Below are 19748 nucleotides of genomic sequence, written 5' to 3'. Positions count from 1 at the left end.
AAAAATACAAAGTATAAATCGCATAAGTTTTTTTATTAATTAATTATGGTTTTCTTGTTTTTCTGATCTGCGTAACCTTGTAATGTGGTTTTGATAAATCAGCATATGTTGCATTTGTATCCCCCTCTATTGTCCCATTTGATTCATTCCAATATAACTTATTTTGTGCATGAGCACCTTCGTTTGGTAATTTGTAGTTTGCTGCGTTATCAAAGAATAAATAGAACTTACGGCCATCTTGTTCTGTCCCTGATCCTACAATTACAATAAAATGATCAGTTGCTTTATCGGCATTTTTTGTGTGTAACCCAGAATGAAGTTGTACTCCAATTAAAACTGGAGTGCTGTTTTGCAAAGCTGCATTAATATATGAAATACCTTGTTTGGCAACTGTTTTATGGACTGTGCCAACGCTATCAAGAACTTGCCAATATTGTCCTGGGGTATTTCTAGGGGCTGGATAAAATCCTTTAAGTTTTAATTGATTTTTTGCATAATCAAAGCAATTTTCTGGAAGATTTGGATATCCCCATCCAATATATTCTGACATTGTGAAAATAGGGGTAACTGTAGGCCATGTTTGTGAATCTTGATATGTGCCGTAATCAAGATAATCTGTTCCTGTAGTATCTGTGTCATCATCTAGTATTATTTCCTCTTCGTTTAATTCCTTTGAGGAAAAAACTTGAAAAGCGGCGTATGGGTTTTCAATTTGAGGAACCTGAACTACACCCCAAGCTGGATCTTCATTTGTACCTGGAGGTATTGGATCTCCACCTGGATATATTTGTCCACCACCACTCCCTCCATTGTATATTATCGGATTGCCAGTGTTAGGATCGTATCCTCCATATCTGTTCTGAAATGCCCCACCTATAAAAATTCCTCCATAAGTAGATCCTGAACTACTTCCTGGTATAGTTCCTCCTCCTGAATCAGCATCGCCGTTGGGGGTCATCACGGGACTGTAAAAAAATTGAAATTTGTTTTCACCAGTACAAATGTTATGTAGCCAATGAATACCAATTGACGCTCCAACGAAATCAATCACCGCAAATCTTGGTATCCAGCATCCAGAGGTAAATTTAATTGCTGACGGTTGATCAAATTTTAATCCTTGAGTTTGATTTTTTGAATTAGCTGCTAACTTTGCTGTAGTTGGTAGCTTGGTGTTAAAATTTATTTTTGGGTCTAAAAATTCATGAGTATATGGATAACCAAAGCTTACTTTCTTTTTATGATTGATTGAATTTTCAAATGTCGCAAAAACACCCATTAACAATGTTCCATTATTAAACTGGCTTATATTTTTTGGGATATTTTTAATTAGATCATTTTTATTGTAAACCTGGTACCTATAAAGACTATCTCCTGTTTTTGCGCAAAAAATGAAAGAAATAATTTCTCGAGAGTTTGTGTCAATTAGAGGTATAAAATATATTGGAGCACTTGATATGCTATCTGTTGAATTATTGGATTGGTTTTTATTTTCTTGCAGTGTTTCAAACGATGTATTGAAAAGAGATTTACTTGAAACTGTAAACTCCCATTTCGGAAATCCATTTCTGGAAATAAATCTAGTTAAAAAATGGCTCCTATTTTCCATTCGTTTTAAATCATTAACAATTTCATTTAGTTCTTTCCCTGCATTAGCTGGAAGAGTTAAAAAACGTTCAACAGCTGGTTGATTAACATCATTTTCTCCTTGACCTTTTTGTTTAAAAAATTCTTTTTTGCATCCGATAAATGATGAAATTAAAATTAAATAGACAAATCTTTGCTGTAAGATTTTTTTCATGAGTTAGTATTTAATACGAGAATTTTAAATTATGCTATGTGGGCTTTCATAAAGATAGAATTATGCAGTCTCCATTAGTATTAAATAATAATGAAGTTTATAGTGAATTATGACCTTTGCTAACAACTTTAAAAAGAAAAAGTAACTTGATGTGTTTTGTTTTACTTTCTTTTTGTTAGTTCTGGTTATTTTTTACCAGCTAGTCATTCGACCAAACTTTAGTACATTTGTCATTCTAATGACTGGAATATGAATGAAAAATTTGTCGCCCGAATTGCCAGTGAATTGGCTGAAATTGAATCGGCTGGTCTTTTCAAAAAGGAAAGAATTATTACCAGTGAGCAGGGGCCTGAAATAGTCGTTAATGGCAAAAATGTCTTAAATTTTTGTGCCAATAATTATCTGGGTCTTTCGTCTCATCCGGAAGTAATTAAAGCAGCACATAAAGCTATTGATACACATGGCTACGGTATGAGTAGTGTTCGCTTTATCTGTGGCACCCAAGACATTCATAAGGAACTGGAGAAAAAACTATCCGACTTTTTAGGAACAGAAGATACCATTTTATATGCAGCTGCTTTTGATGCTAACGGAGGTGTATTTGAACCTTTGTTTGGTGAAGAAGATGCCATTATCAGTGATGCATTAAACCATGCATCCATCATTGATGGTGTTCGTTTGTGCAAGGCAAAGCGTTTTCGCTATGAGCACAATAACATGGAAGATCTGGAAGCTAAGCTAAAAGAATCTGCCAGCTGCCGAAGCAGGATTATTGTTACAGATGGTTCATTCAGCATGGACGGTACTATTGCACAGTTAGATAAAATTTGTGACCTTGCTGATCAGTACGATGCTATTGTAATGATAGACGAATGTCATTCCTCTGGTTTCCTGGGTAAAACCGGAAGAGGAACGCATGAGTACAGAGGAGTAATGGGAAGGATTGATATTATTACTGGCACTTTAGGTAAGGCATTGGGTGGTGCAAGTGGAGGCTTTACTTCAGGCAGAAAGGAAATCATTGAAATGCTTCGTCAGCGCAGCCGTCCCTACCTTTTCTCCAACACCGTAGCCCCGAGTATTGTAGGTGCTTCCATTGCGGTACTAGATATGCTAACATCCGCCACCACACTTAGAGATAAACTGGAGTACAACACCAAATATTTCAGAACCAAAATGACAGAAGCTGGGTTTGATATTAAACCCGGAGACCATCCGATTGTTCCCATTATGTTATACGATGCAGTAGTGGCGCAGAATTTTGCGGCTAAATTATTGGATGAAGGTGTGTATGTAATTGGCTTCTTTTATCCGGTTGTAGCAAAAGGCCTGGCAAGAATTAGGGTTCAGCTAAGTGCGGCTCACGAACAAGAACATTTGGATAAAGCTATTGCTGCTTTTACTAAAGTAGGTAAAGAGCTGGGTGTAATTAAATAATTTAAAGAACAATGAAAAATTTTATTGGTGTACTGTTGATGGGTGTTTTACTAAATGCCTGCTCTCCGAATAATGTTCAGGTAAACAATGAATTGGGTAAGTATTTTGATTCTGCTGGCGTTAAAGGAAGCTTTGCCTTATTTAACAATGGAACGGGTGATTTTACCATATTCAACTTAAACCGTTACAAGGATTCTGCGTTTTCACCTGCTGCCACTTTCAATATTGTACAATCTCTGGTAGCACTGGAAACAGGGGTGGTTGCTGATGAGCATATGGTCATACAGTTAGACACAGCGGTTACCATGGAAACTGCTTTTAAAAAAGCAGAGACTCCTTATTTCCAGGAAGTGAGCAGAAGGATGGGAAAAGATACGCTTCAATTCTGGCTGGATAGCCTCTCGTACGGGAATCATCAAATTGGTAAATCAATTGATAGTTTCTGGCTGAACAATACTTTGAAAGTGACTGCAGATGAGCAACTAGGTTTGGTGAAACGTTTGTTTTTTAATCAGTTACCTTTTCAGAAGAGAAGCCATGAGATTGTTAGAAAAATGATGTTGCAGGAATCCAATGCCAATTATCAGTTGAGTTATACGGATGGAATAACGGTCCTTGAAAACGGAAAACAGCTGGCATGGATAGCAGGCTGGATTGAGGAGAACAAACATCCCTATTTCTTTGTTTTGAACATGGAAGGCGTTTCAAATAGCCCGATAAGTCAGCCATCAAAAGAATTGCTCAGAAAAATTTTAATGAATCAGGGATTCTTTGAGGGAAAAAGATAAACCGAACGAAACATTTTTATGCAACAATACTGTCATTCACTTACAGAATATAAAAGGCTGAAAACCCGGGAAGTAAAAATTGGGGATTTATTGCTGGGTAATGGACACCCTATTCGGGTTCAGACAATGACAACTACTGATACCATGGATACCATGGCTACAGTTGAACAAACCATTCGTTGTATAGAAGCAGGAGCTGAATTGGTTAGAATTACTGCACCTTCCAAAAAAGAAGCAGAGAATCTGCTGAATATAAAAAATGAATTGCGCAAAAGAGGGTACAATACTCCCTTGGTTGCAGATATCCATTTTACACCGAATGCCGCGGAAATTGCAGCGAGAATTGTAGAAAAAGTACGCGTGAATCCGGGTAATTATGTAGACAAAAAGAAGTTTGAACAAATAGATTATACCGATGCGGAATACCTGGAAGAAATTGAACGCATCCGAGAACGGTTCACTCCTTTGGTGAAAATCTGCAAGGAGCATGGTACTGCCATGCGAATTGGTACCAACCACGGATCACTCAGTGACAGAATCATGAGTCGCTATGGAGATACCCCCATCGGGATGGTAGAGAGTGCCATGGAGTTTTTACGAATTGCGCGTGCAGAAGATTATCACAATATTATTCTGAGCATGAAAGCCAGTAACCCTCAGGTGATGGTACAAGCTTATCGCTTGTTAATACAACAAATGCAAAATGAGTTTGGGGAGTGTTATCCCTTGCATTTAGGCGTAACCGAAGCGGGTGATGGAGAAGACGGTCGTGTAAAGAGTGCCGCAGGTATTGGAACCTTGTTGGAAGATGGCATTGGAGATACAATCCGCGTAAGTTTAACAGAAGATCCTGAACTAGAGATTCCGGTTTGTAGGGATCTGGTAAAGCGTTACGATTATGCCAATAGAATAGGCGTAACAGCTGGTATTTTACCTGATATTGACAGATTGCCGTATGATCCGTTTCACTATACCAGAAGAAAAACTTTTGCAGTAAATAATATCGGCGGGAATCAGGTGCCCGTTGTTGTTGCAGATTTTAGTAAGATTGGAAATATAACCCCCGAACATCTTCAAGCAATCGGTTATCAATACGATCCAATAACCGACAAATGGGCTATTGGGGATGCAGCTGCCGACTATATTTTCACTGGTCATCAACTTCTGGACTTTGCTTTGCCAGGAACCCTGAAAGTGATTGTATATCCGGCAACGTATGCGCAGGTAGAAGACAAGAAAAGTTATTTCCCCATATTCGACAGAGCTGGCTTTGCAACTGCTACTCAAAAAAGTGAGGGTATCAACTTTGTGATGATTGACTGCTTTAACGATGCAACACCCATTAATGATTATAGTTTTTTGTCAGACTTTGCCAATGATTTGTCGGTAGTACTTTGTTTGAGTAGCACCAATGGCAATGCAGTACAGTCTGTCAGAAGAATGATGATGGAACTAATGGTACAAAATATCAAGAATCCCGTATTGCTTATTACAGATAGTAACTGGAATACGGTAGATGAACACCTGATCCATTTTGCTACTGAAACCGGCTCTTTGTTATTGGATGGTTTTGGAGATGGCATCTGCTTAGGAATGCACGCAGACAGTTATGCGCATCAAATGAAAGAAGAATTGTCTACCTCTGGAAGGAACTATTTAAGCAATACATCAGTTGAACAGTTTATTAATTCTTCGGCCTTCAGTATTCTGCAGGCAACCAGAACCAGAATATCCAAAACAGAATATATTAGTTGCCCCAGCTGTGGAAGAACCTTATTTGATTTGCAGGAAACGACTGCTAAAATCAGGAAAGTTACCAATCATCTTAAAGGCATTAAAATTGCTATCATGGGCTGTATTGTAAATGGTCCTGGTGAAATGGCAGATGCCGATTTTGGCTATGTGGGAAGCGGAGTAGGTAAAATTACTTTGTATAAAGGCAAAGATATCATGAAGCGAAACATCGACAGTGAAATTGCCGTAACTGAATTAATCAATTTGCTAAAAGAACACGGTGCCTGGGTAGAACCAGCTTAGTGGAGCAATCAATCAAGGGTATGATACAAACTGATTTTTTGGTAATAGGTTCTGGTATTGCCGGACTAACCTATGCATTAAAAGTAGCACAGCAATATCCTGAAAGAATCATTACCGTTATTACCAAAACACAAACAGATGAAACCAACACCAAATATGCTCAGGGAGGTATTGCTGGTGTGTGGGATGAAACAAGAGATAGTTTTAGCAAGCATATTGATGATACACTGATTGCCGGAGATGGATTGTGCAATGAGCAGATTGTTGAAATTGTTGTGAAAGAAGGACCAGAAAGAATCAGAGAAATCATTGAATACGGGGCGGCATTTGATAAGGACGATTCAGGAATTTATAGTTTAGGAAAAGAGGGCGGTCATAGTGAGAACAGAATTCTGCATCACAAGGATGTAACCGGAATGGAAATGGAGAGAGCATTGCTTTCTCAGCTGTCTACACTACCCAATATTCAATTGCTGAATCACTGTTTTGTGGTGGATTTGATTACACAGCATCATCTAGGATATCTGGTAACAAAATCGACCCTCGATATAACCTGCTATGGCGTTTATGTGCTGAATCTGCAAAGCAACCAAATTGAAAAAATTGTGGCTAAAATTACGCTGTTAGCAACCGGAGGTTGTGGTCAGGCGTATCGCACTACAACGAATCCAAAAATTGCAACAGGCGATGGGGTAGCCATGGTATACAGAGCCAAGGGGAAGATAGAGAACATGGAGTTTATTCAGTTTCATCCTACTGCTTTATATGAACCAGGGATATCTCCTTCATTTTTAATTACGGAAGCAGTTAGAGGGGACGGTGGTATTCTGAGAAATAAATCAGGAGAGGCTTTTATGGAGCGTTATGATTCCAGAAAAGACCTTGCTCCGCGAGATATTGTAGCCAGGGCTATCGATAATGAAATGAAGCGAACAGGTACGGAATATGTTTACCTGGATTGCAGACATATGGATAAGGAAAAATTTATCCATCACTTTCCAAATATTTATCAGAAATGTTTGTCAATAGGTATTGATGTAATGCAACAAATGATACCGGTTGCACCTGCTGCGCATTATAGTTGCGGGGGGATTAAAACCGACGAATGGGGCAGAACCTCAATCCGTAATTTATATGCCTGTGGCGAATGCGCAAGTACAGGGTTGCATGGTGCCAATCGCTTAGCTAGTAATAGTTTGTTGGAAGCAATGGTATTCGGGCATCGTTGTTTTATTGATTCCTGTGAAAAAATAGCGCAGTTGCCATTTATGAATCAACTTCCCGATTGGAATGCATTGGGTACTGCTGAGCCAAGAGAAATGATCCTAATTACGCAAAGTCTGAAAGAACTTCAGCAAATTATGAGTGATTATGTAGGTATTGTAAGAACAGATGTTCGTTTGAGTCGGGCTATGAAAAGACTCGACCTTTTGTTTGAAGAAACAGAACAGTTGTATCGTTCTACCAAAGTATCTCCTCAGCTTTGTGAATTAAGAAATTTAATTACTGTGGGATACCTGATTGTAAAAGGAGCGCAGTTCCGTAAAGAGAGCAGGGGATTGCACTACAATACCGATCATCAGGAAAAGAGTTTTATTTTGCAGAATATCATTCTATAAATAACGGTAATTGGAATATCCTATTTCTACACATTCATTTACACCATGTATTATATAATATACCCCCTTTTTTATCTATTATCTTTATTGCCCTGGAGAGTAATGTATCTGATAGCAGACGGCTTATATGTAGTGGTGTATTATCTGATAGGGTACAGAAAAAAAGTAGTCTTTCACAATTTACAGATTGCATTTCCCGAAAAATCGGATAAGGAAAGAGAAAGAATTGCAAAGGATTTTTACCACAACTTTATTGATACTATTGTAGAAACCATTAAAATGATATCCATCAGTAATAGCACACTGAACAAGAGAATGGGTGCGAATATTGAAGTGTTGAATGCGCTCTATGATTCCGGTAAAAATGTACAATTGTTGGCCGGACATTTTTTTAACTGGGAATATTTGAATCGGTGGTTACCCCTACACAGTAAATTTCCTTTTGTTGGCGTTTATCAGCCTTTATCAAATAAAACGATGGATAGGATTATTTATAATATGCGTGCCATCAATGGTACCATTTTAATTCCTACCAAACATTTTAAAAATCAGTTTCATAGTTACGTAAAGGATCGCTATGCATTGGGTCTGGCTGCAGACCAGAATCCACCCAGTGACCTGAAAGCCCATTGGGTTCCATTCTTCAATAGATTAACCCCTTTTATTCCTGGACCTGAGAAGGGGGCTAAAATGAATGATACCCATGTTGTATTTTGTCATTTCTATAAGGTTAAAAGAGGTTATTATCAGATTCACTTTGAACTGATTACACAAGACCCTCGCAGCTTTAAAGATGGTGAACTCACCCGGATCTTTGCTCAAAAAGTAGAAGCTGCCATAAGGCTAAAACCTGCCAATTATCTCTGGAGCCACCGAAGATGGAAGTTTACTTACGATGCTGCAAAGCATGCACATTTGTTAGTTTAATGCTGCTTCTGTTTTTTCAAATTTAAATTTCCCAGACAATTGTTTGATGGCATCGAATCCGCCAACCACGTTGCGGATATTGTGTATGCCCTGGCGCTTTATCATTGATGCAGCTATTACACTTCTGTATCCACCTGCGCAATGAATATATATATTGAACTGTTCTTCCAGATTGGCCATACTACCCGGATCCGTTAACTGATCGAGTGGAATATTAATAGCTTCTTTTACGTGCTCATTGGCATATTCTGATTCCCTTCTCACATCTACAATTACCAGGTTGTCATCAAAAGGCATATCCATAGCCAGTTCATCAGCTTCCACATCAATAATCATGTCAATGTTTTCTCCTGCATCCTGCCAGGCTGCAAACCCACCAGATAAATAGCCGGAAATTTTTTCGAAGCCAACCCTGCTTAATCGGATTAGAGATTCTTTTTCTTTTCCTGGTTCTGCTACCAATAAAATGGGGCTTTCAAAAGATAGCAGACTTCCTGCCCATTCTGCATATCTTCCATTTAAACCAATATTAATTGATCCGGGAACAAAGCCCATGGTAAAGTCTGTTGGATTTCTGCTATCCAGAATAATGGTGTTTTCGTTGATTTGCGCCTTGAATGCTTCAACAGATAAAGGTTGTAGTCCTTTTTCTAGCAAAGAATCCAGACTGCTATATCCTTCGCGGTTAATGCTAGCATTGATGGGGAAATATGCGGGCGGCGCTCCCAATCCCTCAGTAACTGCTTTGATAAATGCTTCCTTAGATTCTGCCTGTAAAGCATAATTGGTTGCCTTCTGAATACCAATGGTACTAAAGGTTTCAGACCCTAAACTTTTGCCACAGCTACTTCCTGCACCATGTGCCGGATATACAACCACCTCATCTGCTAATGGCATTATTTTAGCATGCAGGCTATCGTATAACATTCCTGCTAGGTCTTCCATCGTTATCTCATTGGTCTTCTGGGCTAAATCAGGTCTGCCCACATCACCTACAAATAAGGTATCCCCGGTAAATACAGCTATGTCTTTCCCGGCTTTATCTTTCAATAAATAGCAGCTGCTTTCCAGCGTATGTCCGGGTGTATGTAACACCTGAATACTAAGTTCACCTAATGTAAACACTTCCTGATCTTTTGCAACATGAACCGGATAATTTGTTTTTGTATTGGGACCATACACAATTGTAGCACCAGTTGTTGCTGCAAGGTCTATATGCCCGCTAACAAAATCTGCATGAAAATGAGTTTCAAAAATATACCGGATACTGGCTTTTCTTTCGTTAGCCAATTCAATGTATTGTTCAATATCTCTTAAAGGGTCAATTACGGCAGCTACTCCATTGCTTTCAATATAGTACGCAGCTTCGCTAATACAACCGGTATACAATTGTTTAATAAACATGCAGTGGTTTTGTGGCAAAGGTAATTAATCTACCAATGCTTTCACAAAAGCTACTACGTCGTTTAGTCGCGTATAATTAACAGAATAATAAATGAATTTGCCCTCGCGGGTGGTACTCACAATTCCTGCCCTTCTTAAAATGGCTAAATGCTGGGAAGCAACGGATTGTTCTAGGCGTAGTTTAACATAAAGCTCGGTAACAGTCATCTTTTTGTGTTCGTCTAATAGTTTGATGATTTGCTGTCGTAGCTTGTGATTAATGGAGCGAAGGATCAAAGATGCCTTCTTTGCCTGCAGGAAGTCTACCTTAACAGGCTCCTCTCCATTTGTTAATAGGATGGATTGAATTGTTGGATTCATGTCTTTGTAATATTGGGGGTAATTGACAAATACAAAGTTAGTCAATTTGTAAACTATACAGTGTAGTTGTATGTATTAGTTTGCTGTAGTGCTGGCTTTTGGGGCATTCGCCTGATAAAATTCCTTGACATAAATTGGCTCAGAATAGGCCAAATCAGCAAAATTATTTGCTGAATATTCCTTATCCGCAAGTGCAACCATATGATTTACAGAATGTTGTGCACTCGAAATAGTATAGTTTTTTGGTAGAGTAAATTGCTGAATTTTTTGTGCCCCATCTCCACAAAAAATTACTTTAGAATGACAATTTAATTGGTCCACAAAGGCTTGATTTAAGATGATTGGACTGGGGGGAGCCGTTGCTAATAGCTCATAGTTGTAGGTGCCTGCAAAAACTTCCATTCTTCTGGCATCAATCATGGGATAGAAAACAGCATCTTTTTCAAGTTCTTCTACCCCAAGAGAAGCTTTTGCTGCATGTGCAATAATTGCCAATGTATTGATGATGATAAGTGGTTTATTGAGGGCAAAACAAATGCCTTTTGCCGAGGCAAGCCCTACTCTGATACCTGTATAACTGCCAGGCCCACCTGTTACAGCTACTGCATCTAACTGATGCAGCTTTTTTCCAGTTGCAGAAAGCATTTCTTCTATTGCGGGCTGCAAAAAACTGGCATGATCTTTCTGTGCCTCATGCGACCGTGTAGCTAACAAATGTCCATTCTCGCTAATGCATACACCTGCATAGGTAGTTGCTGTATCAATATGTAGCAGTAGCGCCATAGTTTAGTTTTTTTGAAGTGCAGGTGCAATCTGGTAACGGTTGTTTTCTTTACTTAATAGATGAAGTAAGTTCTTCACTTTTTCGATACCTATGATTTCGCACCATTCAAACGGACCATAAGGATAGTTAGTGCCTGATTTCATTGCAGTATCAATTTCAGTTTGTGTACTGATATTTTCAGCCAATGCAAAAAAGGCTTCGTTGATAATCATCGCAACCACTCTGGGCCCAATCATTCCACAGCTGTCAGCTGAAATAACGGTTTGAATCCCGGCTTCAGCTAAGATTTCTGCAGCAGCAGAAATACTGTTTTCGTTTCCTGCAATTTCCAGTTTCTCCTGACTTATAAAGCCTCCCCAGCCATTAAACCTTATTACATTGTTGCCTAACCCATCTGTGTTGATGGTTACTCCGTTAATCAAAACCGGCTTGTGTTTAATCGAATTAAAAACAGGTCCTTTGTCTTCAAAAAGAGCATCAATATATATATCTGCTTCAGGAATGGAGGTATCTTCTCCTTGGAAAACAGTGATTTTGTGGACTGAAGTATTCAGTTTTTTTGTAAAAGCAGCAACCTGTTCCGGGGTGCCGTGAATTAAAATATGCATACAATGTATTGGTGTACAAATTTAGGTTGGCAGGTTGATTAAAAATCACCAATTTGCCTCTTCAAATGAATTATATGTCAAAGCAAGTGATTAAAACCAGTCAAGCTCCAGCGCCTATCGGGCCCTATAATCAAGCCATCAAAGCCAACGGGTTCGTTTTTTTAAGCGGACAAGTTGCTTTTAATCCTGCAACAGGTGAACTGGTACAAGATAGTCTTTCTGCAGAAACGCATCAGGTGATGAAAAATATTGAAGCAGTTTTGAAAGAGGCTAAACTTTCTTTTGAACATGTAGTTAAAACAACCATCTTCTTAAGCGATATGTCTTTGTTTGCTGAAGTAAATGAGGTATATGGTTCTTATTTTACAGGGGACTATCCTGCCAGGGAAACCGTTGCTGTGAAAGGGTTACCACGTGGCGTGAATGTAGAAATTTCTATGACTGCCGTTGTTGATTTATAAACTGCTTAGCTGAAAAGCGGTAGTGAATTCATACCACTTATTGGGTACTAAGTTGAGTAAGCCAATTTGGTTGTTGAAGTTATCCGGTGCGCCGGATAAATTTTCAATTGCTATACTGTTTCTGTGAGGTGGTGTGTATACTTGTAATATGGGGTATGCCTCATCAGGTGTTACCGTTAATTTTAATGAGTTGTAATATAGCGTACAGGATCCGTTTTCTTTTAATACAAAGGAATTGTCAAGAAAAATACCTTCCAGTGATCTTGGTGTAAGAAATCGGGTATCTGCTAGTTTTTTGCCGGTTGGGATAAGCGTTTCATCAAATTCAAGTTGAGTGTCAGCATCAAATTGCAACTGGTAGTCGTCTACTTTTCCTCCTAGACTAAAATAAGGATGCCAACCATCAGCATAAGGAATGGCCACTTGATTTTGGTGGATTATTCTGGTTGTTGCGCGTAATTGATGTTTATCAGACAATGTCCAGATAATTTGCATCTGGAAAGGGAAAGGATAGCCTGCATCTGTTCCCTTGTAATGATAGCTTAATGTAACCTGTGCTTCTTTTTCGGTTGCCTGAATTTGATCGATTGTAAAGTGGGCATCATACAATAAACCATGCAGGGCATGCTCATTCAAATAGTTCTTCTGTATAGTATAATTTTCTTGATTGAATGTATAGGTTCCTTTGTGTAAACGGCAAACGAAAGGACTGATTTTAGCGCTTTTAAATGCCCCTCTAATGTCGCGGGCTGCCTGTTGAGGCGATTCAAATCCATCAATACAGTTAACTGAATTACCTTCTATCTGAATGCTAAAATGGTTCAGAATACTGCCAAATGCATAGATTTCAGCCTTGCAGTGATTGTTGTTGTCTGCTAATTGAATAACTGGCTCTGATTGAAGCGCTGAAACAGTAGCTGAAAATCGCATATTTTTTTGCTGTTAAGATAATCCAAAACTGTTCTTTTTATTTAAATAAAAAACTAACAACTGTTCACCCCTTGCATTATTGCAGTATTTTTGCGCCAATTTAAAAGGACAGATATGGCTTTTACTTTACAGAATAAAGTTAGGATTGTTACAGCAGCGAGTTTATTTGATGGACATGATGCAGCTATCAATATCATGCGAAGAATTTTGCAATCGAAAGGGGCTGAAATCATCCACCTGGGGCACAACAGAAGTGTAGCAGAAATTGTGGAATGTGCCATTGAAGAAGATGTGCAGGGAATTGCCATTACCAGTTACCAGGGAGGACATGTTGAGTTTTTTAAATACATGAAAGATTTACTTGACCAAAATGGTTGTGGTCATATAAAAATATTCGGAGGCGGTGGTGGTACTATCCTTCCAGAGGAAATCAGAGAATTACATCATTATGGAATCACCCGTATCTATAGTCCTGATGATGGAAGAAAAATGGGATTGGAGGGAATGATTGAAGATGTATTACAACAATGTGATTTTGCCTTGGATAAGCCTGCCAATACCAATAGTCCGATGAATCTGGGTGAAGCCAAAGACATTCGAAGCATAGCCCGTAAAATTACCATCGCAGAAAATCTTGGGCAGATCGAAGTTGCTGATTTGGGTGTTGATACTGGATCTGTTCCTGTGTTAGGTATTACCGGAACCGGCGGTGCAGGTAAAAGTTCTGTTACAGATGAAATTGTGAGAAGATACCTCAATAATTATACAGATAAAACCATTGCAGTTATTTCTGTAGATCCTTCCAAGAAAAAAACCGGTGGTGCTTTGCTGGGAGATAGAATCCGAATGAATGCCATTGCACATAATCGAGCTTACATGAGAAGTCTGGCTACCCGTGACGACAATACTGCACTAAGTGCACATGTTCAGGAAGCAATTAATATCTGCAAAATGGCAGGATTTGATATGGTGATTCTTGAGTCTGCAGGTGTAGGACAAAGTGACGCTTCTATTCTGGAATTCTGCGATGTGAGTTTGTATGTGATGACACCTGAATATGGAGCTGCTTCGCAGTTAGAAAAAATCAATATGCTGGATTATGCAGACATCATCTGCATCAATAAGTTTGATAAAGCGGGTGCATTGGATGCATTACATGATGTAAGAAAACAATACAAACGCAATCACGAGTTGTGGACTGCTGCAGATGAAGATCTTCCTGTAGTAGGAACCATTGCTGCTCAGTTTAATGATAGTGGAATTAATCAACTGTTTGGAAAAATTGTGCAGGCAATTCAAGATAAATGCGGTGTTTATTTTTCTACAGAGTCTGCTATTCATACAGGCTTAACGGAAACTACAACCAGGGCGCAGATTATTCCTGCAAAGCGTGTTAGATATCTTGCTGAAATTGCAGATGCTAACCGTAGTTATAATGAGTGGGCAAATGAGCAATGTGTTATTGCTTCCAAGTGGTATCAGGTACATGGCACCATCCAATCATTACCTGCCAATGCAGCTTCTACTGTTGAGTTGCAGCTTATTGCCAATAGCTTTGCACAGGCATTACATCCGGATTGTAAACAACTGCTTGAGGGCTGGCCTGAATTGGTAAAAAAATACCAGGCAGATTATTTTGAATACACCGTTCGGGATAAAACCATCCGACAGTCTTTAACTACACAGTCTTTAAGTGGTACCAGAATTCCCAAAGTAATATTACCCAGATACAAAGACTGGGGAGATATTTTAAGATGGCAGTTACAGGAAAATATCCCAGGTCAGTTCCCATACACTGCAGGTGTTTTTGAATTGAAAAGACAGGGTGAAGATCCTACCAGAATGTTTGCAGGAGAAGGTGGACCAGAAAGAACGAATAAACGTTTCCATTACGTTTCCTTAGGACAGCCTGCAATCCGTTTATCAACAGCATTCGATAGTGTTACTTTGTATGGAGAAGATCCTGATTTACGTCCTGATATCTATGGAAAAGTAGGAAATAGCGGGGTAAGTATTGCTACGGTAGATGATGCTAAAAAATTATACAGCGGTTTTGATCTTTGTGATCCTAAAACTTCGGTGAGTATGACTATTAATGGTCCTGCTCCAATCATATTGGCGTTCTTTATGAATGCAGCTATAGATCAGTTGTGCGAAAAATGGATAACGGCGAATAATAAGTGGGAAGAAGTGAACGCCATCATTGCTGCCAAGTTCAATAAAATGCCAAGACCGGTTTATTATAATCCATCCTTGCCAGAGCGTTTGCCGGAAGGAAACAATGGTTTAGGCATTGGATTGTTGGGGGTGAGTGGGGATGAAGTATTGCCCGCAGATATATATGCAAAACTAAGAGCGGAAGCGCTTTCACAAGTAAGAGGAACAGTACAGGCTGATATTTTAAAAGAAGATCAGGCACAGAATACCTGTATTTTTTCTACTGAGTTTGCCCTAAAACTAATGGGTGATGTTCAGGCTTATTTTATTGATCAGAAGGTTCGAAATTTTTACAGTGTAAGTATTAGCGGATATCATATTGCAGAAGCTGGAGCCAACCCAATTACGCAGCTGGCATTTACATTGGCTAATGGTTTCACATTTGTAGAATATTATCTTAGCCGAGGCATGCATATTGATGATTTTGCGCCGAATCTTTCTTTCTTCTTCAGTAATGGTATGGATCCGGAATACAGTGTGATTGGAAGAGTTGCCAGAAGAATCTGGGCCAAGGCCATGAAGCAGAAGTACAAGGGGAACGATCGTTCACAAAAGCTGAAATATCATATTCAAACCAGTGGAAGAAGTTTGCATGCGCAGGAAATAGATTTTAATGATATCAGAACTACTTTGCAGGCATTGTATGCTATTTATGATAACTGCAATAGTTTGCACACCAATGCGTACGACGAAGCCATTACTACACCTACAGAAGAGAGTGTAAGAAGAGCGATGGCTATTCAGTTGATTATTAACCGTGAGCTTGGTACAGCCAACACAGAGAACTTTATTCAGGGAAGTTTTGCCATTGAAGAATTAACGGATCTGGTAGAAGAAGCAGTGTTAATTGAGTTTGAACGAATTTCTGAAAGAGGAGGTGTACTGGGAGCTATGGAGAGAATGTATCAGCGAAACAAAATTCAGGAAGAAAGTCTTTATTACGAGACCAAAAAACATACCGGTGAATTACCATTAATTGGGGTGAATACCTTCCTGAATAAAAAGGGAAGTCCTACTGTATTGCCGGGTGAAGTTATCCGAAGCACTACAGAAGAGAAAGAACAGCAAATCCAAAATCTGAAGGCATTCAAGCTTCGCAATGAAGGAAAGAGCAAAGCGGCACTTCTTCAACTACAGCAGGTAGCCATTACCAACGGAAACCTTTTCGAAGAATTGATGGAGACGGTTAAATATTGCTCTCTGGGAGAAATTACGAATGCCTTGTATCAGGTGGGTGGTCAATATCGCAGAAATATGTAAATTGAATCATGATGAAAAAAATGATTGTAGGCCTATTAATTCTGTGCTTTGGCTTGACCAACCTGAATGCTCAGCATCGCAAAATTGATACCATAATGAAGTTGGGAAATGTTGGTTTCAAATTGGTATGCAACAACAAAAACGATGAAAAAAACTATGTTACCGTAAGTCCAATTGGGTTTAGCAGTGGCGCCAGGGACGTTAGCTTTGAAGTAAAGGGAAGAATCCGTAAAGCAGAAGTAGACGATTTAAACGGGGACTTATTTCCTGATATGGTCATTTATATTTATCTCAACGGAAATGACGAGAAGGGAACGGTTGTTGGTGTGTCTTCTGTGAAGAATGAGACTTTTGCAGGAATTGGATTCCCAGATATTGTAGATGATCCAAAATTAAGAACCGGCTATAAGGGATTTGACACATACATGCTAATGGAAGGAACACTAATGCGAAGATTCCCTGTATTCACGGCAGATTCTGTTGGTGCGCAAAGAACGGGTATGTACCGTCAGATTCAGTACAGAGTAGTGCCTGGTGAACGCGGTATGCTGACTTTTAAACCGGTAAGGAGCTACGAGTTTGCCAAGCAGTAGTTTGTGTATTAAATAATTGATAAGCCGTTTTTTCTTTTAAACAGAAGTGTACCTTTAGCTACTAAAGACTGCACTATGTTCAGATTATTCTGTATTGGCCTTGCCCTTTTTACTTTTCAGTTAACTACAGCTCAAACTGTTCAGCAACTGTTGGATAAAAAAGTAATGTTACCCAACGGTTGGGGGTTGACTCCTGTAGGTAGAAGTTTACCATTGGGAGATTTGCCATTAAATATAGTGGTTAGCCCATCAAAGCAGTTGATGGCTGTAACCAATAATGGTCAGGGGGTACAGAGTATTCAATTAATTGACCCTGTTGCAGAAAAAATACTTGACACAAAAATCATTGAAAGAAGCTGGTATGGTCTGGCGTTTAGCAAAGATGAAAAAAAGCTCTATGCTTCCGGTGGACATAATAACCGAATTGAAATTTTTTCAGTTGAAAATAAAAAACTGACTTTAATTGATTCAATAGTTCTTGGGAAAAAATGGCCGAATAAAATAAGTCCTGCGGGAATTGCTATAGACCATGCTAGGCAATGGATGTATATAGTAACCAGAGAAGATAATCAGCTTTACATTGTTGATTTATTGACCAAGCAAATACTATTTAAGCAGGCGCTCGAAGGGGAAGCCTATACCTGTGTTTTATCACCAGATAATCGTTTTCTTTATATCAGTTGCTGGGGCTGCGACAAAATTTATCAGTTTAATACCAGTGAAAGAAAAATAACTGCATCTGTTTCAGTAGGAGACAACCCAAATGAAATTGTACTGAATAAAAAAGGATCTGTACTATATGTAGCTAATGCCAATGACAATTCTGTTTCAGTGATTAATACAAAAGAGTTTAAAGTGGTGGAGGTATTAAATGTTGCATTGTATCCTGATGCACCCAATGGGTCTACCACCAATGGACTGGCGTTAAGTACAGACGAAAAAACACTTTTTGTAGCCAATGCAGATAATAACTGTTTGGCTGTGTATGATGTAACGGTACCAGTTGCCAGCAAGAGTAAAGGCTTTATACCGGTGGGCTGGTATCCAACCAATGTAAAAGTGGTAGGTAATAAAATATTTGTTGCCAATGGGAAAGGCTTTTCTTCCAAAGCCAATGTATACGGACCTAATCCATTTGCTAATAAGCAAATTGTTTTGCATCACGAAGGCGATCCAAATAAACCTATAGGTGTAGAATATATTGCTGGTTTGTTCATGGGTAGTATGAGTATTATTAACATGCCAACACCAAAGCAAATGAGTGTGTATTCACAAGCTGTTTATCAGAACACGCCTTATAACAAGGTAAAGGAGCAGTTGGCAAAAGGGGAGGCTGGAAATCCTATTCCAAGAAAAGTAGGCGAGAAAAGTCCGATCAAATATGTGTTTTATGTGATTAAAGAAAACAGAACTTACGATCAGGTATTAGGTGATGTAAAGGAAGGAAATGGTGATCCCAGACTTACTTTGTTTGGTGAAAATATTACGCCTAACCAACATGCTCTTGCCAGAAGTTTTGTATTGCTCGATAACTTTTATGTAGATGGAGAAGTTAGCATGGATGGACATAACTGGACGATGGGTGCATATGCCACAGATTTTCTGGAGAAAAGCTGGGTAAGCAGTTATGGAGGAAGAGGGGGTAGTTATGATGGCGAAGGGAACAGGAAAGTTGCCAATAATAAAGGCGGATTTTTCTGGGATCATGCCAAGCGTGCTGGTGTTAGTTTCAGAAGCTATGGTGAATTTGTAGACAACTATAAGGCCAATATTCCGGTGCTGGAAGGAAACTTTTGTAAATACTTTACGGGCTATAATAATTCAGTGATGGATACAACGCGTTTTTTCCAATGGAAAAAAGATTTTGATTCTTTGCTGACTATCAATAAAGTACCACAGTTTAATTCTATCCGTTTTTCGAATGACCATACAGAAGGCTTAAAGCTAGGCAGACCAACTCCTTATGCTCATGTGGCAGACAATGATTATGCAGTTGGACTTTTTGTTGAATATTTAAGTAAGAGCCCAATCTGGAAAGAGACCGCTGTTTTTATTGTAGAAGATGATGCGCAGAATGGTGCAGACCATGTTGATGCACATAGAAGTATCGCATTTGTTGCAGGAGGTTTTGTAAAACGTGGATTTGTAGATCATACCATGTACAGTACTTCCTCTGCGCTAAGAACCATGGAACTAATTCTGGGTATGCCTCCAATGAGTCAATACGACGCAGCTGCAACACCAATGTGGCGTTGTTTTACCTCAACGCCGGATCTTACGCATTTTACCTCTGTATTGCCAAAAGTGGATCTGAAAGACCGAAACACTGCCAGAAATGAATGGCAGCGCCGTTCTGAGGCTTTTAGTCTGGCCAAGGAAGATGATGTGCCCGATCTTGAATTTAATAAAGTATTGTGGCATGGACTAAAAGGAGATCATATTCCATTCCCCGGACCAAAGCGTGCTGCTTTTTATAAGCCGATAGAAAAAGCTGACAAGGATTAGTCAACAATTCAGCAACTCAG

The 19748-nt window shown here is 39.1% G+C and carries 15 protein-coding genes; 9 read left to right on the top strand and 6 right to left on the bottom strand.

The window, feature by feature from the left end; translation table 11 throughout:
• Positions 1 to 43: 43 nt before the first annotated feature.
• Positions 44 to 1798 (bottom strand): hypothetical protein, encoded by a 1755-nt coding sequence (locus tag TEGAF0_RS08300; RefSeq protein WP_264897658.1) that lies wholly within the window; start codon positions 1796 to 1798, stop codon positions 44 to 46.
• A gap of 249 nt (positions 1799 to 2047) precedes the next feature.
• Here TEGAF0_RS08300 and kbl point away from each other — a divergent pair, with 249 nt between their 5' ends.
• The 5 genes from kbl to TEGAF0_RS08275 are packed head-to-tail and all read left to right on the top strand — an operon-like array spanning position 2048 to position 8606.
• Positions 2048 to 3235: a glycine C-acetyltransferase gene (gene kbl / locus TEGAF0_RS08295; protein ID WP_264897656.1), complete on the top strand. Its 1188-nt coding sequence runs from the start codon at positions 2048 to 2050 to the stop codon at positions 3233 to 3235.
• 11 nt (positions 3236 to 3246) lie between these two features.
• Positions 3247 to 4023, top strand: coding sequence for a penicillin-binding transpeptidase domain-containing protein (locus TEGAF0_RS08290; protein WP_264897655.1), 777 nt, complete (start codon positions 3247 to 3249; stop codon positions 4021 to 4023).
• Positions 4024 to 4041: 18 nt separating this feature from the next.
• Positions 4042 to 6060: a (E)-4-hydroxy-3-methylbut-2-enyl-diphosphate synthase gene (ispG, locus tag TEGAF0_RS08285; RefSeq protein WP_264897654.1), complete on the top strand. Its 2019-nt coding sequence runs from the start codon at positions 4042 to 4044 to the stop codon at positions 6058 to 6060.
• A 20-nt stretch (positions 6061 to 6080) separates the two neighbouring features.
• On the top strand, positions 6081 to 7679 hold the full coding sequence (gene nadB / locus TEGAF0_RS08280) for an L-aspartate oxidase (protein WP_264897652.1): 1599 nt from the start codon (positions 6081 to 6083) through the stop codon (positions 7677 to 7679).
• A gap of 45 nt (positions 7680 to 7724) precedes the next feature.
• Entirely contained in the window at positions 7725 to 8606 is an 882-nt protein-coding gene (locus TEGAF0_RS08275; RefSeq protein ID WP_264897651.1) for a lysophospholipid acyltransferase family protein, read from the top strand.
• Here the strand turns inward: TEGAF0_RS08275 and TEGAF0_RS08270 are convergent.
• From TEGAF0_RS08270 to TEGAF0_RS08255, 4 genes are all read right to left on the bottom strand, one after another.
• Complete coding sequence (locus TEGAF0_RS08270) at positions 8598 to 10010, bottom strand: MBL fold metallo-hydrolase (RefSeq protein ID WP_264897649.1); 1413 nt, start codon at positions 10008 to 10010, stop codon at positions 8598 to 8600. The genes TEGAF0_RS08275 and TEGAF0_RS08270 overlap by 9 nt on opposite strands.
• A gap of 24 nt (positions 10011 to 10034) precedes the next feature.
• Complete coding sequence (locus TEGAF0_RS08265) at positions 10035 to 10370, bottom strand: ArsR/SmtB family transcription factor (RefSeq protein WP_264897646.1); 336 nt, start codon at positions 10368 to 10370, stop codon at positions 10035 to 10037.
• 75 nt (positions 10371 to 10445) lie between these two features.
• Complete coding sequence (gene tsaB / locus TEGAF0_RS08260) at positions 10446 to 11153, bottom strand: tRNA (adenosine(37)-N6)-threonylcarbamoyltransferase complex dimerization subunit type 1 TsaB (protein WP_264897645.1); 708 nt, start codon at positions 11151 to 11153, stop codon at positions 10446 to 10448.
• 3 nt (positions 11154 to 11156) lie between these two features.
• Entirely contained in the window at positions 11157 to 11762 is a 606-nt protein-coding gene (locus TEGAF0_RS08255; RefSeq protein WP_264897643.1) for a 3-hydroxyacyl-CoA dehydrogenase family protein, read from the bottom strand.
• A 74-nt stretch (positions 11763 to 11836) separates the two neighbouring features.
• Here TEGAF0_RS08255 and TEGAF0_RS08250 point away from each other — a divergent pair, with 74 nt between their 5' ends.
• The gene (locus TEGAF0_RS08250; protein ID WP_264897641.1) at positions 11837 to 12223 is read left to right on the top strand and encodes a RidA family protein; all 387 of its coding nucleotides are present in this window, start codon (positions 11837 to 11839) and stop codon (positions 12221 to 12223) included.
• On the opposite strand, the gene TEGAF0_RS08245 is transcribed toward TEGAF0_RS08250, so the two are convergent.
• Positions 12218 to 13153, bottom strand: coding sequence for an aldose 1-epimerase (locus TEGAF0_RS08245; RefSeq protein WP_264897639.1), 936 nt, complete (start codon positions 13151 to 13153; stop codon positions 12218 to 12220). The two genes, TEGAF0_RS08250 and TEGAF0_RS08245, sit on opposite strands and share 6 nt — an antisense overlap.
• Positions 13154 to 13267: 114 nt before the next feature.
• On the opposite strand from TEGAF0_RS08245, the gene TEGAF0_RS08240 reads away from it, so the two are divergent.
• The 3 genes from TEGAF0_RS08240 to TEGAF0_RS08230 all read left to right on the top strand — a co-directional run bounded on the left by TEGAF0_RS08240 (position 13268) and on the right by TEGAF0_RS08230 (position 19728).
• Positions 13268 to 16630: a methylmalonyl-CoA mutase family protein gene (locus tag TEGAF0_RS08240; RefSeq protein ID WP_264897638.1), complete on the top strand. Its 3363-nt coding sequence runs from the start codon at positions 13268 to 13270 to the stop codon at positions 16628 to 16630.
• A gap of 11 nt (positions 16631 to 16641) precedes the next feature.
• Positions 16642 to 17223, top strand: coding sequence for a hypothetical protein (locus tag TEGAF0_RS08235; protein WP_264897637.1), 582 nt, complete (start codon positions 16642 to 16644; stop codon positions 17221 to 17223).
• A 75-nt stretch (positions 17224 to 17298) separates the two neighbouring features.
• Positions 17299 to 19728: a bifunctional YncE family protein/alkaline phosphatase family protein gene (locus TEGAF0_RS08230; RefSeq protein ID WP_264897635.1), complete on the top strand. Its 2430-nt coding sequence runs from the start codon at positions 17299 to 17301 to the stop codon at positions 19726 to 19728.
• The last annotated feature ends 20 nt before the right edge of the window (positions 19729 to 19748 follow it).

Origin of the sequence: Sediminibacterium sp. TEGAF015, from assembly GCF_025997995.1 — a bacterium.
GTDB lineage: Bacteria > Bacteroidota > Bacteroidia > Chitinophagales > Chitinophagaceae > Sediminibacterium.
Note: the sequence above shows the minus strand (reverse complement) of the source record. Positions and strands in the feature narration are given on the sequence as shown.

Coding starts and splice junctions, on each gene's coding strand:
- TEGAF0_RS08230 (WP_264897635.1), top strand. CDS start 17,299: ATGTTCAGATTATTCTGTATTGGCCTTGCCCTTTTTACTTTTCAGTTA.
- kbl (WP_264897656.1), top strand. CDS start 2,048: ATGAATGAAAAATTTGTCGCCCGAATTGCCAGTGAATTGGCTGAAATT.
- TEGAF0_RS08265 (WP_264897646.1), bottom strand. CDS start 10,370: ATGAATCCAACAATTCAATCCATCCTATTAACAAATGGAGAGGAGCCT.
- TEGAF0_RS08290 (WP_264897655.1), top strand. CDS start 3,247: ATGAAAAATTTTATTGGTGTACTGTTGATGGGTGTTTTACTAAATGCC.
- TEGAF0_RS08240 (WP_264897638.1), top strand. CDS start 13,268: ATGGCTTTTACTTTACAGAATAAAGTTAGGATTGTTACAGCAGCGAGT.
- ispG (WP_264897654.1), top strand. CDS start 4,042: ATGCAACAATACTGTCATTCACTTACAGAATATAAAAGGCTGAAAACC.
- TEGAF0_RS08255 (WP_264897643.1), bottom strand. CDS start 11,762: ATGCATATTTTAATTCACGGCACCCCGGAACAGGTTGCTGCTTTTACA.
- TEGAF0_RS08245 (WP_264897639.1), bottom strand. CDS start 13,153: ATGCGATTTTCAGCTACTGTTTCAGCGCTTCAATCAGAGCCAGTTATT.
- tsaB (WP_264897645.1), bottom strand. CDS start 11,153: ATGGCGCTACTGCTACATATTGATACAGCAACTACCTATGCAGGTGTA.
- TEGAF0_RS08270 (WP_264897649.1), bottom strand. CDS start 10,010: ATGTTTATTAAACAATTGTATACCGGTTGTATTAGCGAAGCTGCGTAC.
- nadB (WP_264897652.1), top strand. CDS start 6,081: ATGATACAAACTGATTTTTTGGTAATAGGTTCTGGTATTGCCGGACTA.
- TEGAF0_RS08235 (WP_264897637.1), top strand. CDS start 16,642: ATGAAAAAAATGATTGTAGGCCTATTAATTCTGTGCTTTGGCTTGACC.
- TEGAF0_RS08250 (WP_264897641.1), top strand. CDS start 11,837: ATGTCAAAGCAAGTGATTAAAACCAGTCAAGCTCCAGCGCCTATCGGG.
- TEGAF0_RS08275 (WP_264897651.1), top strand. CDS start 7,725: ATGTATTATATAATATACCCCCTTTTTTATCTATTATCTTTATTGCCC.
- TEGAF0_RS08300 (WP_264897658.1), bottom strand. CDS start 1,798: ATGAAAAAAATCTTACAGCAAAGATTTGTCTATTTAATTTTAATTTCA.